The sequence below is a fragment of the Zemynaea arenosa genome (assembly GCF_004614185.1).
Lineage (GTDB): Bacteria > Pseudomonadota > Gammaproteobacteria > Burkholderiales > Burkholderiaceae_D > Telluria > Telluria arenosa.
This window is the reverse complement of the sequence record NZ_SPVF01000039.1, coordinates 16,515-29,802: the sequence shown is the minus strand read 5'-3', so window position 1 is coordinate 29,802 and position 13,288 is coordinate 16,515. Positions and strand designations below refer to the sequence as shown.

The 13,288-nt window shown below is 63.4% G+C and carries 10 protein-coding genes; 2 read left to right on the top strand and 8 right to left on the bottom strand.

The genetic code is table 11. From position 1 onward, the window contains the following. Positions 1-17 precede the first annotated feature (17 nt). The 6 genes from E4L96_RS02765 to E4L96_RS02740 form a co-directional block, all read right to left on the bottom strand. Positions 18-992, bottom strand: coding sequence for a branched-chain amino acid ABC transporter permease (locus E4L96_RS02765; RefSeq protein WP_135205705.1), 975 nt, complete (start codon positions 990-992; stop codon positions 18-20). A gap of 19 nt (positions 993-1,011) precedes the next feature. Next, on the bottom strand, positions 1,012-1,896 hold the full coding sequence (locus tag E4L96_RS02760; protein ID WP_135205704.1) for a branched-chain amino acid ABC transporter permease: 885 nt from the start codon (positions 1,894-1,896) through the stop codon (positions 1,012-1,014). 90 nt (positions 1,897-1,986) lie between these two features. Next, complete coding sequence (locus E4L96_RS02755) at positions 1,987-3,195, bottom strand: ABC transporter substrate-binding protein (RefSeq protein WP_135205703.1); 1,209 nt, start codon at positions 3,193-3,195, stop codon at positions 1,987-1,989. Positions 3,196-3,218: 23 nt separating this feature from the next. After that, entirely contained in the window at positions 3,219-3,926 is a 708-nt protein-coding gene (locus E4L96_RS02750; RefSeq protein ID WP_135205702.1) for an ABC transporter ATP-binding protein, read from the bottom strand. Next, complete coding sequence (locus tag E4L96_RS02745; protein ID WP_135205701.1) at positions 3,926-4,696, bottom strand: ABC transporter ATP-binding protein; 771 nt, start codon at positions 4,694-4,696, stop codon at positions 3,926-3,928. The genes E4L96_RS02750 and E4L96_RS02745 overlap by 1 nt, the downstream gene beginning before the upstream one ends. Positions 4,697-4,799: 103 nt before the next feature. Beyond that, a complete protein-coding gene (locus E4L96_RS02740) occupies positions 4,800-6,410 on the bottom strand; it encodes a GMC family oxidoreductase (RefSeq protein ID WP_135205731.1) in 1,611 nt (536 codons plus the stop codon). 579 nt (positions 6,411-6,989) lie between these two features. On the opposite strand from E4L96_RS02740, the gene E4L96_RS02735 reads away from it, so the two are divergent. Beyond that, on the top strand, positions 6,990-7,739 hold the full coding sequence (locus E4L96_RS02735) for a 5'-methylthioadenosine/adenosylhomocysteine nucleosidase (protein WP_135205700.1): 750 nt from the start codon (positions 6,990-6,992) through the stop codon (positions 7,737-7,739). Here the strand turns inward: E4L96_RS02735 and ald are convergent. Next, positions 7,726-8,841 carry an alanine dehydrogenase gene (ald, locus tag E4L96_RS02730; protein WP_135205699.1) on the bottom strand — a complete coding sequence of 372 codons (1,116 nt, stop codon included), beginning with the start codon at positions 8,839-8,841 and terminating at the stop codon, positions 7,726-7,728. The genes E4L96_RS02735 and ald overlap by 14 nt on opposite strands. Before the next feature lie 80 nt (positions 8,842-8,921). Beyond that, positions 8,922-12,560, bottom strand: a complete 3,639-nt coding sequence (gene putA, locus E4L96_RS02725) for a trifunctional transcriptional regulator/proline dehydrogenase/L-glutamate gamma-semialdehyde dehydrogenase (RefSeq protein ID WP_135205698.1) — start codon at positions 12,558-12,560, stop codon at positions 8,922-8,924. A gap of 213 nt (positions 12,561-12,773) precedes the next feature. Between putA and E4L96_RS02720 the strand changes: the two genes are divergently transcribed. Continuing rightward, the gene (locus E4L96_RS02720; RefSeq protein WP_135205697.1) at positions 12,774-13,229 is read left to right on the top strand and encodes an Lrp/AsnC ligand binding domain-containing protein; all 456 of its coding nucleotides are present in this window, start codon (positions 12,774-12,776) and stop codon (positions 13,227-13,229) included. Positions 13,230-13,288: the final 59 nt, after the last annotated feature.

The window sequence follows — 13,288 nt, the reverse complement described above, 5'->3', positions numbered from 1 at the left end:
CGCGGGTGAGGACAGGATCAGCCCGCGTGGGGCTTGCGGTTCAGCAGGGCACTGATTTCGCCCACGATGCCGCGGCGGAACAGCAGTACGCAGGCGATGAAGATCAGCCCGGTGACCATGCCGACCGACTCGCCCAGCGTGTTGAACCATTCCACCTGGGTCTGGTTGTACAGGAAGGTGCCGATGTCCCCCAGCTTGTTCTCCAGCGCCACGATGACGAAGGCGCCGATGATCGGCCCGGCCAGCGTGCCCATGCCACCGACCAGCGTCATCAGGATCACCGAGCCGGACATGGTCCAGGCCACGTCCGTCAGCGTCTCAAAGCCCAGCACGACCGTCTTGGTGGCGCCTGCCAGCCCGGTGAGCCCAGCCGACAGCACGAAGGCCAGCAGCTTGTACTTGTCCACGTCATAGCCCAGCGACACCGCCCGCGGCTCGTTGGCTTTGATCGCATTGAGCACCTGCCCGAACGGCGAATGCACGATGCGCATGATGATGGCGAACCCGGCCACCGCGATGGCCAGCACCACGTAGTACATGGTCAGGTCCGGCGACAGGTCCAGCAGGCCCAGCAGCTTCCCGCGCGGCACGCCCTGCAGGCCGTCCTCACCGCCGGTGAATGGCATCCGCAGGCAGGCAAAATAGACCAGCTGGGCCAGCGCGAGGGTGATCATGGAGAAATAGATGCCCTGCCGCCGGATCGCCAGCGAACCCATCACGTACCCGATGACCGCGCCCACCCCCACGCCCGCCAGGATGCCGGCCTCGGGCGAAAAACCCATGTCGCGAATCACGTGTCCGGCGATGTAGCCCGCCGAGCCAAAGAAGGCCGCATGGCCGAACGACAGCAGTCCGGTGAACCCGATCAGCAGGTTGAACGCGCAGGCAAACAGCGCGAAGCACAGCAGCTTCATCAGGAACACGGGGTAGCCGACGAAGGGCGCCGCGAGCGCAATGGCGAGGGCGATGCCGTAGCCGATTTTCTTGTTCATATGTATAAGCCCTCCCCGATTATTTTTCCTTACCGAATAATCCGGCAGGGCGCAGCAGCAGCACGATGATCATCACCACGAACACGACGGTGGACGAGCCTTCGGGATAGAACACCTTGGTCAGCCCCTCGATCACGCCCAGGCCCAGGCCTGTGACGATGGAACCGAGGATCGAGCCCATGCCGCCAATCACCACGACCGCGAACACGGTGATGATGAGGCCAGACCCCATCAGCGGGCTGGGCGGCGTGATCGGGGCCGCCAGCACCCCGGCCAGGCCCGCCAGCGCGACGCCGAAACCATAGGTCAGCGTCACCATCAGCGGCACGTTGATGCCGAACGCTTCCACCAGCTTGGGGTTCTCGGTGCCGGCGCGCAGGTAGGCGCCCAGCCGCGTCTTTTCGATCACGAACCAGGTCGACAGGCACACCGCCAGCGAGGCCACCACGACAAAGCCGCGGTACTTGGGCAGCACCATGAAGCCGAGGTCCATGGCCCCGGCCAGCGCGTCCGGCACCGAATACTGCTGGCTGGACACGCCGTAGAACGAACGGAACAGCCCTTCGATCAGCAGGGTGAGCCCGAAGGTCAGCAGCAGCCCGTACAGGTGATCCAGCTTGTACAGCCAGCGCAGCATGGTCTTCTCGATGAGGATGCCGAGCACTCCGACCACCAGCGGTGCGAGCGCCAGCATGATCCAGTAGTTCAGCTCGAAGTAATTCATCCCCATCCACGCCAGGAACGCGCCCATCATGTAGAACGCGCCGTGCGAAAAATTGATGACGTTGAGCAGGCCGAAGATCACGGCCAGGCCGAGCGACAGCATGGCGTAGAACGAGCCGTTGACCAGGCCCAACGTCAGCTGGCTGAGCATGGCGGGAAGGGGAACGCCGAAGATGTCCATAGGCGGGAACAGGTGAGTGACGAAGCGTGATGCCGCACGCTCTCCGCCCGCCGCAGCGGGACCGGGAGCGTCAGGAGACGAGGCGCTGGCTTACTTCCAGGCCGCGCACTTCGATTCCGCCTTGGTGGCGTAGGCTTGCGCACCCGGAATCGTCTGCACCACCTTGTAGTAGTCCCATGGATACTTGGACTCGGACGGCTTCTTCACTTCCATCAGGTACATGTCGTGGACCATGCGGCCGTCCGGACGGATCACGCCCCCTTTCGCGAACATGTCGTTAATCGGCGTCTTCTTCAGGTAAGCCATCACCTTGTCCGCGTCATCGGTCTTCAGGGTCTTGACCGCGTTCAGGTAGTTGGTCACCGCCGAGTAGTCCGCCGCCTGCAGCATGGACGGTTCCTTCTTCATCTTGGCGAAGTAGCGCTTGGCCCAGGCGCGGGTGTCCGCGTTCATGTCCCAGTACCAGCCGGTGGTCAGGTACATGCCCTGGGTCACGTTCAGGCCCAGCGAGTGCACATCGTTAATGAACATCAGCAGGCCGGCCAGCTTGGCGGACTTGGTGATGCCGAACTCGTTGGCGGCCTTGATCGAGTTGACCGTGTCCAGTCCGGCATTGGCCAGGCCGATGATCTGGGCCTTGGACGACTGCGCCTGCAGCAGGAAAGACGAGAAGTCCGACGCCGACAGCGGATGCTTCACGCTGCCCAGCACCTGACCGCCTTTGGCCTTGACGACCTCGGTGGTGTCACGTTCCAGCGACTGGCCGAAGGCATAGTCGGCAGTCAGGAAGAACCAGGTCTTGCCACCCTTGGCGACCACGGCGCTGCCGGTGCCGCGCGCCAGCGCGATGGTGTCGTAGGCGTAGTGCACGGTGTACGGCGAGCAGGCCTCGTTTGTCAGCTGCGAGGTGCCGGCGCCGATGGAGATGAACACCTTCTTCTTGTCCTGCGCGATCTTCGCCATGGCCAGGTTGGTGCCCGAATTGGTGCCGCCGATCAGTAGGTCCACGCCCTGCTGGTCGAACCATTCACGCGCCTTGGACGCGGCCACATCGGCCTTGTTCTGGTGGTCGGCGTAGATGAACTCGATCTTCTTGCCGTTGATCGCGCCGCCCGCGTCGGCAATCGCCATGCGGATCGCTTCCACGCCGCCTGCCCCGTCGATGTCGGCATACACCCCGGACATGTCGGTAATGATGCCGATCTTGATGGTATCGCCCGAGATCTGGGCCTGAGCCGGCAGCGACATGCCGAGTGCGCACGCGGCGGCCGCGGCAACAGCGAGTACTTTGCGTTTCATATTGTCTCCGTGAGAAGTTGTTTTTAGACGCCCAGCAGTTCCGTGAGGACAGGCATTTTGGCGCTGAGTTCCGAGGAAGCGAAGGTCTCGACGATATGACCATGCTCCATCACGTAAAACCGGTCCGCCAGCGGCGCGGCAAACCGGAAATTCTGTTCCACCATCACGATCGTGTAGCCCTTGGCCTTGAGCGTGGTGATCATGCGGGCCAGCGCCTGCACGATCACCGGCGCCAGGCCTTCCGAGATCTCATCCAGCAGCAGGATGCGCGCTCCGGTGCGCAAAATGCGCGCCACTGCCAGCATCTGCTGCTCGCCGCCGGACAGGCGGGTGCCCTGGCTTTGCCGCCGTTCCTGCAGGTTCGGGAACATCTCGTAGATCTCGTCCACCGTCATGCCCTGGTGGCCGGTGCTCAGCACAGGCGGCAGCATCAGGTTTTCCTCGGTGGAGAGCGAGGAGAAAATGCCGCGCTCTTCCGGGCAGTAACCGACGCCGAGGTGGGCGATCTTGTGCGTGGGCAGGCCGATCGCCTCCTTGCCGTTGACCTTGATGGAGCCCTTGCGCGTGCCCGTCAGGCCCATGATCGCGCGCAGCGTGGTCGTGCGCCCGGCGCCGTTCCGTCCCAGCAGGGTGACGACTTCACCCTCGCTCACGCTCAGGTTCACATCGTGCAGGATGTGCGATTCGCCGTACCAGGCCTGGAGGTTGGAAATGTCGAGCACGGTCGCCATCAGTGGGCACCCTCCAGCTCGCTCGCCGAAGTGCCCATGTAGGCCTCCATCACCTGGGGATTCTTCGACACCTCGGCGTAGCTGCCTTCGGCCAGCATGGCGCCGCGCTGCAGCACCGAAATGCGGTCGCAGATGCCGGACACCACGTTCATGTTGTGTTCGACCATCAGGATGGTGCGCCCGGCCGAGACCTTTTTGATCAGCTCGGTGACGCGGTGGACGTCCTCATGGCCCATGCCCTGGGTCGGTTCGTCCAGCAGCATCAGTTCGGGTTCCATCGCCATCGTCGTGGCGATCTCCAGCGCGCGCTTGCGGCCGTAGGGCAGGTCGACGGTCACGGTGTCCGCAAATCCGGCCAGGTCGACCTCGGCGAGCAGGGCCATGGCGCGCTCGTTCAAGCTGTTGAGTGAACGCTCACTGCGCCAAAAATGGAAGCTGGTGCCCAGGTTGCGCTGCAAACCGATGCGCACATTCCCGAGCACGGTCAGATGGGGGAACACCGCTGAGATCTGGAACGACCGGATGATGCCCATGCGGGCAATCTGGGCCGGCCTGGCGCGAGTGATGTCCTTGCCGTTGAACAGGATGTGGCCCGAGGTCGGCACCAGGAACTTGGTGAGCAGGTTGAAGCAGGTGGTCTTGCCGGCCCCGTTGGGCCCGATCAGCGCATGGATGTGCCCGCGCTGGACCTGGAGGTTCACGTCATTCACCGCCGTGAACCCTTTGAATTCCTTGGTCAGGTTCCGTGTTTCCAGGATGACGTCGGACATTGTGTCTCCGCTTTTTTTCGTTCCGTTTTGACAAACGTTTCAGCAGATCATACACAGAAAAACAACAGTGTCCAATACAGTAGCACTACGCAGAAATGCACACTCATTCTGCGGTCTGCAGAATGAGCGCCGCCGCTTTTTCCGCGAACATCAGGGTCGGGGAATTGGTGTTGCCGGAGGTAATCGTGGGCATGATGGATGCATCGATTACGCGCAGTCCGCTGATGCCCACAACACGGAACTGGCTGTCGACCACCGCGCCCGGGTCGCCTGCCCTGCCCATGCGGCAGGTACCGACCGGGTGAAAGATCGTGGTGCCGATCTGTCCCGCTGCCTCGGCCAGTTCCTCATCGGTGCGGCAGTGAATACCGGGGCGGAACTCTTCCGGCGCGTACTTCTGCAAGGCGGGCGCAGCGACGATCCGGCGGGTCAGGTTGAGGGCATCGGCCGCCACCTTGCGGTCCTCGGGCGTGCTCAGGTAGTTGGGCGTGATTTTCGGTGCGGCGTAGCTGTCCGCGCTGGCAATGCGCACGTGGCCGCGGGCGGTCGGCCGCAGGTTGCAGACGCTGGCGGTGAAGGCCGGAAAGGCGTGCAGCGGTTCGCCGAACTTGTCCAGCGACAGCGGCTGCACATGGTATTGCAGGTTCGGAGACGCCTGAGACGGATCGGACTTGGCGAAGGCACCGAGTTGCGATGGTGCCATAGACATCGGCCCGCTCTGCGTCAGCGCATACTGAAGGCCGATCTTCATTCGTCCGAACCAGCTGGCGGCCGTGGTATTCAGCGTACGCGCCTTGACCTTGAAAACCATGCGCAGCTGGAGATGATCCTGCAGGTTCTCGCCCACGCCAGGCGCGTCATGCTTGACCGGAATGCCATGCCTCTGCAGCAGCTCGCCCGGGCCAATGCCGGACAGCTGCAAGAGCTGCGGAGTACTGACCGCCCCCGCTGCCAGCAAGGTTTCGCGCCTGGCCTCCGCCGTCCAGCGGGTGCCGCCGCCGGTGAACTCGACGCCCCGGCAGCGCCCTTCTTCAATGATCAGCCGCTCCACATGGCAGCCCGTCATGATGGTCAGGTTCTCGCGCTTGGAAGCAGGGCGCAGGAAAGCCTTCGCGGTATTCAACCGGATGCCACGGCGCTGGTTGACGTTGAAATACGCGCAGCCGAAGTTGTCGCCGCCGTTGAAATCGTCCACTTTGGGAATACCAGTCTGGTGCGCCGCCTCGCGGAACGCATCCAGGATCTCCCACGAGAGGCGCTGCCGCTCGACCCGCCATTCCCCGCCCGCCCCATGCAGTTCGCTGGCGCCGCCGTAGTAGTCCTCGCTCTTCTTGAACAACGGGAGCACCTGATCCCAGCGCCAGCTTTCATCGCCTGTCAGCTCAGCCCAACGGTCATAGTCCCAGCGCTGGCCGCGCATGTAGATCATGCCGTTGATGGACGACGAGCCACCGAGCACCTTGCCGCGCGGGTAGATCAGCGAGCGCCCGCCCAGGCCGGGATCGGCTTCCGTCCGGAACAGCCAGTCGGTACGAGGATTGTTGATGCAGTAGAGGTAGCCGACGGGAATGTGGATCCACAGGTAGTCGTCCTTGCCCCCGGCCTCGATGAGGAGGACCTGGACCTCCCGCTTGCGGGTCAGGCGGTTGGCAAGCACGCAGCCCGCGGTCCCGGCACCAATGATGATGTAGTCGTACTGGCCAGCCGATTCCAATCCCGCTCCCCGATGATCTTTTGACCAGCATACGCCGGAACCGTTCAGCAGCGCAATCACCCAACTGTGGATAACCCGCTGAATATCCACAGGGACGGATTGTGAAGAACCGGGTCAGTTGCCCACAGCCGGAATCTTGTCCCAAAAGAGTTCTTCGCAAACACAAGGGTAAACCACCTGCTTGTCCGGCCTCCAAATCATTGATTCTTCTACGTTAACCGGGCTTGTCCACAGATGAGTCCCCCTGTTAACAACTACTACTACCGTTGTATACATACTTGTTTTGTTAACCCGAAAAACCTGCCGAACCCAATTTTTGAAAAACAGAGCAAAAAAGCCATTGTGGATAAACCCCTGAATATCCACAGGAACGGATTGTGCAAAACCGCCCTTCTTGTTCACTGGCTCGGAATTGTCCAGATTTCCCAACAGCCAGAATCAGCGTTAACTCACCGGTTTACGCATGCCTCAAGCTTTTGATTCTGTGGACAAAAGACGATTTATCCACAACTGAAGCCTCCGTTAACCACTACTACTACCTTTGTATACATACTTTTGTTTTAAAAGCAGAATACAGAGATGAAGCTCGGAATCATCAGCGCCCTCCATGAAGAACAGGCTGGCATCGTAGAAGCGATGTCTGGAGCCACCCGGCACGTACACGGCATGCGGGATTACTGGTCTGGCAGGCTGGGAGACACCGAAACGGTCTGCGTGCTCTCGAGAATCGGCAAGGTCGCCGCTGCCATGACTGCGGTCACGCTGGTGGAACGCTTCCAGGCGACGCACATCGTGTTCACAGGCGTAGCCGGTGGGGGCAATCCTGGGGTGAAAGTCGGGGATATCGTGATTGCCGAGTCCTTGGTCCAGTACGACATGGACGCCAGCCCCCTTTTCCCGCGTTTTGAGGTGCCTCTAACGGGTCTTTCACACTTCCCCTCGGACACGAAGCTCAGCAGCGCTCTGGCCCGCGCGGCGCAAGATTTCGTCGACCAGGATTTCGAGAAGGTCATTGATATCGCCGAGAGACGCGATTTCAGCCTCGTGGCGCCCCGCGTGCATCGCGGCCTCATCGGGAGTGGGGATCAGTTCATTTCGAGCCGCCAGCGCCTTCTGACGCTGTCTGAGGCCCTTCCCGGGCTGCTGGCGGTGGAGATGGAGGGCGCCGCGGTGGCGCAGGTGTGTTTCGAGCTGGGCGTGCCGTTCGCCGTGGTCCGGACGATTTCCGACAACGCCAATGAAGAAGCGGCCACCGATTTCATGCGCTTCGTGAAATCGGTGGCCGCCATTTACTCACGACGGGTGGTGCTGAGGCTTAGCCGAGCATAGCGTCCGCTGGCACATAGTCGTAGCCCAAGTCCTTGGCCACGGCTTCGTAGGTCACCTTCCCCTTGCAGACATTCAGGCCGTTCTTCAGGTGCGCATTGTCCTTCAGCGCCTGCTGCCAGCCCTTCTCCGCCAGCGCCACCGCGTGGACGATGGTGGCGTTATTCAGCGCAAAGGTGGAGGTGCGGGCGACAGCGCCTGGCATGTTGGCCACGCAGTAGTGGATCACGCCATCCACCACGAAGGTCGGCTCCGCGTGGGTGGTCGCGTGCGAGGTTTCGAAGCAGCCGCCCTGGTCGATCGCCACGTCGACGATCACCGCGCCCTTCTTCATCTTGGAAACCATCTCGCGCGTCACCAGCTTCGGCGCCGCCGCACCCGGCACCAGCACGCCGCCGATCACCAGGTCCGCCGCCAGCACGGATTCCTCGATCGACTGGGCGTTGGAGTACAGGGTCGTGATGCGGTTGCCGTAGACGAGGTCCAGCTGGCGCAGGCGGTCCACGCTCTTATCGAGCACGGTGACCCGCGCACCGGTACCGACGGCCATCTGCAGCGCATTGGTGCCCACGACGCCGGCGCCGATGATCACCACATGGCCCGGCGCCACGCCCGGCACGCCGCCCAGCAGCAGGCCCATGCCGCCCTTCGACTTCTCGAGGTGCGCGGCACCGGCTTGAATGGACATGCGCCCCGCCACTTCGCTCATCGGCGCCAGCAGCGGCAGCCCGCCGCCCGCACCGGTGATGGTCTCGTAGGCGATGCAAATCGCACCCGAGGCGGCGAGCGCCTTGGTCTGCTCCGGGTCCGGCGCCAGGTGCAGGTAGGTGTAGAGGATCTGGTCCGGGCGCAGCATCGCGCATTCCACGGGCTGCGGCTCCTTGACCTTCACGATCATGCCCGCGCGCTGGAAGATCTCCTGCGCCGTGTCCACGATCTGCGCGCCGGCAGCGACGTACTGGCTGTCATCCAGCCCGATGGCGCTCCCGGCATCTTTCTGCACCAGCACCGTATGCCCGCGCGATGTCAGCTCGCGCACGCTGGGCGGGGTGAGCCCGACGCGGTACTCGTGGTTCTTAATCTCTTTTGGGACGCCTACTATCATGGTGAAACTCCTCCGAAGGGTACTTCGTCTCCAAATCCGCGGCGCTGGATCGCAGTCGCCACGAATCTTCCTAAAGCTTCTTACAGCCCGAGTGTCATCAGGCTGGCATTGCCGCCCGCCGCCGTCGTGTTGACGCACAGCGCGCGTTCAGCCACCAGCCGCCAGAGCGGGATCGCACCTTCTTCCGAGGTGTCGATCACGGCGGCGATGGCGCCGCTGCGGGCCGCGAGGGCCGGGCGCAGCGTGGATACCAGCGGCAGCTCGATCATCGTGGCCTGGAACGGGGCCGTGATACCCTGAATATCGCCGACCTGGTGGATCCAGTCCTTGACTTCGTTTGGCAGATTCGCAGGCAGCAGCTGCTGGCCATTCACGACCAGCGCGCGGTTGCCGGTGGCGAGAGCCGCGGCGACCTGGTTCAGCAGACCGGCACTGGATGCCGCCGCACACACCACATCCCCGCGCGGCGCGAACGACAGCGTGTTGCGTTCACCGGTCGGGCCGGGGAGCGTAAGCGTGGTGCCGATCAGCGTGGTGCGCTGGTACTGCTCCGCCAGCGCAGCCAGCCCGGTGTGATTGTTCTGGCGGGCCCACGCCAGCAGCGCGTCAATGCAGGCGCTCGGCTGGCGCTCGTGCTGGAGCAGCGGCGGCGCGTTCTTCTGCAGGCGCTTGAGGTAGAGCGGTCCGCCCGCTTTCGGGCCGGTGCCGGATTTGCCCTCGCCGCCGAACGGCTGCACGCCCACCACCGCGCCCACGATATTCCGGTTCACGTAGATATTGCCCACGTGCGCCCGGGCAACGATGAAGTCGATGGTCTCGTCGATCCGCGAATGCACGCCCAGCGTGAGGCCGTAGCCGGTCGCGTTGATCGAGTCGATCACCTGGCCCAGTTCCGAACGGCGGTAGCGCACGATGTGCAGCACGGGGCCGAACACTTCCTGCGTCAGTTCGGCGAGCGAACCGATTTCCAGCACGGTCGGCGGCACAAAAGTGCCGTTCAGCGTGGGCAGCTCGAGCTGGTAGACGCCTTTGGCCTGCGCCTTCATGCGCTCGATGTGGCCCAGCAGATTACCCTGCGCTTCCGCATCGATGACCGGGCCGATGTCGGTGGCCAGGCGGTCCGGCACGCCCACGCGCAGCTCCTGCATCGCACCCTTGAGCATGCGGATGGTCTTGTCCGCGATGTCCTCCTGCAGGAACAGTACGCGCAGCGCCGAGCAGCGCTGGCCCGCGCTGTCGAAGGCGGAGGTGATCACGTCCTGCACCACCTGCTCCGGCAGCGCGGACGAATCGACGATCAGCGCATTCTGGCCGCCCGTCTCCGCGATCAGCGGAATGTCGCAGCCCTCGCTGACGGCGCGCTTGGCGAGGGTACGGTTGATCAACTGCGCCACTTCGGTGGAACCGGTAAAGATCACGCCCTTCACGCGCGCATCCGCGGTGAGGCGCGCGCCCACTACTTCGCCGCGGCCCGGCAGGAACTGCAGGGCGGCCATCGGGACGCCCGCCTCATGGAATAGCTGCACGGCGCGGTAGGCGATCAGCGGGGTTTGTTCCGCAGGCTTGGCCAGCACCACATTGCCCGCGACCAGCGCCGCCGCCACCTGACCGGTGAAGATCGCGAGCGGGAAGTTCCAGGGGCTGATGCAGACCACGGGGCCCAGCGCCGGCGCGGGTGCGGTGCCATGCACCAGCGACGGGTAATAGCGCAGGAAGTCGACGGCCTCGCGGATCTCGGCGATCGCATTCGGCAGCGACTTGCCCGCTTCGCGCACGGCCAGCGACATCAGCTCCGCCATGTGCTCTTCAAACAGGTCGGCCACGCGGGCGATGATGTCGGCGCGGCTGGACGGCGACATCGACTGCCAGTCCTGCGCGTGCGCGGTGGCGCTGGCGATGGCTGCTTCCACATCGGTCTCAGTGGCTTCGGTCACGTAGCCCACCAGGTCCGCGTGCTGCGCGGGATTGGTCACCGGCAGCGGCTTGCTGGCAGCGCTGATGGGCGCATCGATCAGCGGGGTGGCGATCCAGTCGCGCTGTTCGGCGAGGGCCACGGCCAGCTTGGCCAGCACGTCTTCATTGGTCAGGTCCAGGCCGGCGGAGTTGGCGCGCTCGCGGCCGAACATCGCGCGCGGCAGCGGGATATTCGGGTGCGGCTCGCCGCCGAGCGAGCGGGCCACATCGATCGGGTTGGCGATCAGGCGTTCCACCGGAATGGACTCGTCGACGATCTGGTTCACGAACGAGGAATTGGCGCCGTTCTCGAGCAGGCGGCGCACCAGGTAGGCCAGCAGCGTTTCGTGCGAACCGACGGGCGCGTAGATGCGGCAGGCCTTGCCCAGGTTTTCGCTGCCGACCACCTGGTCGTACAGCGTTTCGCCCATGCCGTGCAGGCACTGGAATTCGTAGTTGTCGATGCCCGCTTCCTGCGCCCAGGTGTAGATGACCGACAGCGTGTGCGCATTGTGGGTGGCGAACTGCGGGTAGATCACGTCAGTGGCGCCAAGCAGCTTGCGGGCGCAGGTCAGGTACGAGACATCGGTGTACACCTTGCGGGTGTAGACCGGGAAGCCCGGCATGCCATCGACCTGCGCGCGCTTGATTTCCGCGTCCCAGTAGGCGCCCTTCACCAGGCGCACCATGAATTTGCGGTTGCTGCGGCGGGCCAGGTCGGCCAGGTAGTCGATCACGAACGGGCAGCGCTTCTGGTAGCCCTGCACCACGAAGCCGATGCCCTCGAAGCCGGCCAGGTCGCGATCGAAGGCCAGGGCCTCCATCAAGTCCAGCGACAATTCCAGGCGGTCCGCCTCTTCGGCGTCGATGTTCACGCCGATGTTGTATTCCTTGGCCAAGGCCACCAGCTTTTTCACGCGCGGCAGCAGCTCGGCCAGCACGCGTTCAGACTGCGCGCGGCTGTAGCGCGGGTGCAGGGCGGAGAGCTTGATCGAGATGCCCGGGCCGTCCTTGATGCCGCGGCCATTCGAAGCCTTGCCGATCGCGTGGATCGCCATCTCATAGGCTGCGTAGTAATTGGCCGCATCGTGTTCGGTCAGGGCCGCTTCGCCCAGCATGTCGTACGAATAGCGGTAGCCGCGCGCCTCGTTGGGGCGGCTGTTTTTCAGCGCTTCCTCGATGGTCTGGCCGGTCACGAACTGGTTGCCCAGCATGCGCATCGCCAGGTCCACGCCTTTGCGGATCAGCGGCTCGCCGCCCTTGCTGATCAGGCGCGTGAGCGCGCTGCCCAGCCCCTGCTCGCTATTGGTCGACACCAGCTTGCCCGTGATGAGGAGGCCCCAGGTGGCCGCGTTCACGAACAGGGACGGCGATTCGCCCAGGTGCTTGCGCCAGTCGCCCTTGCTGATCTTGTCCGCGATGAGGCGGTCCGCGGTTTCCGAATCGGGAATGCGCAGCAACGCTTCGGCGAGGCACATCAGCGCCACGCCTTCGTCCGAGGACAGCGAGAACTCGTGCATCAACGCATCCACGCCGGAAGCGCGGGTGCGCTTGGCGCGCACCTGCGTCACCAGCTTTTCGGCCAGGTCGTGCGCCTGCGGCAGCGCCTGTGCGCCTTGCGCCAGCAGCCATTGCACGGCCTCGCGCTCGTCGCGGCGGTAGGCGGCGGTGACGGCGGCGCGCAGCGGCGTTTGTTCGGTCTTGGCCTCGGAGAGCAGGGCCTGGAAGGGGGCGTACGCGGTGGCAGGAGAAGCGCCAATATGCATGAAAAACTCGTCAAGAAAATAGGTGAACCGTAGATACGACGACGCAGCAAAAGCCGGCACCTGTTGCGAGAGAAGGCGGCGGCGTTTGCTGCGCGTGAATGATGATTGGATTGTAGAGGAGTATCTTTCGGATTAATTCTGGAATTACGAAAGAGTAGCAATAGATAGTTTTTGGTGAGACAATTCCACCAAATAATATTCAAGGGGAGAGACATGCTGGACAAGATCAGCAAGAAGATCCTGGCTGAGCTGCAGAACGACGGACGCATCAGTAACGTCGAGCTGGCTGCAAGGGTGAACCTGTCACCCGCCGCCTGCCTTGAACGGGTGCGCAAGCTGCACGAAGCCGGGTACATCATGGGGTACACGGCGCAGCTCAATCCGCAGCTGCTCGATGTCTCCCTGCTGGTCTTTATCGAAGTGGTGCTGGACCGGACGACGCCGGAGGTGTTCGATGCGTTCAAGAACAGCGTCCAGATCATCCCCGAAGTGCTCGAGTGCCATATGGTCGCGGGCGGCTTCGACTACCTCGTCAAGGCGCGCGTGAAGGACATGGCCGCCTACCGCGAATTCCTCGGCAAGACCCTGCTCCAGAAAGGCGTGCGCGAGACGCACACCTACGCCGTCATGGAAGAGGTCAAGAATACGACCAAGTTGCCCATCCGATAGTGGTATTTGCGCCGCAGTTTAGCCGGATGGGCTAGCGCGCGGGCGGGGAAAGCGATAGT

What these genes read in the sequence shown, in the direction of transcription:
- E4L96_RS02720 (WP_135205697.1), top strand. Translation starts at nt 12,774, where the DNA reads ATGCTGGACAAGATCAGCAAGAAGATCCTGGCTGAGCTGCAGAACGAC.
- E4L96_RS02755 (WP_135205703.1), bottom strand. Translation starts at nt 3,195, where the DNA reads ATGAAACGCAAAGTACTCGCTGTTGCCGCGGCCGCCGCGTGCGCACTC.
- putA (WP_135205698.1), bottom strand. Translation starts at nt 12,560, where the DNA reads ATGCATATTGGCGCTTCTCCTGCCACCGCGTACGCCCCCTTCCAGGCC.
- E4L96_RS02735 (WP_135205700.1), top strand. Translation starts at nt 6,990, where the DNA reads ATGAAGCTCGGAATCATCAGCGCCCTCCATGAAGAACAGGCTGGCATC.
- E4L96_RS02765 (WP_135205705.1), bottom strand. Translation starts at nt 992, where the DNA reads ATGAACAAGAAAATCGGCTACGGCATCGCCCTCGCCATTGCGCTCGCG.
- E4L96_RS02745 (WP_135205701.1), bottom strand. Translation starts at nt 4,696, where the DNA reads ATGTCCGACGTCATCCTGGAAACACGGAACCTGACCAAGGAATTCAAA.
- E4L96_RS02750 (WP_135205702.1), bottom strand. Translation starts at nt 3,926, where the DNA reads ATGGCGACCGTGCTCGACATTTCCAACCTCCAGGCCTGGTACGGCGAA.
- E4L96_RS02760 (WP_135205704.1), bottom strand. Translation starts at nt 1,896, where the DNA reads ATGGACATCTTCGGCGTTCCCCTTCCCGCCATGCTCAGCCAGCTGACG.
- ald (WP_135205699.1), bottom strand. Translation starts at nt 8,841, where the DNA reads ATGATAGTAGGCGTCCCAAAAGAGATTAAGAACCACGAGTACCGCGTC.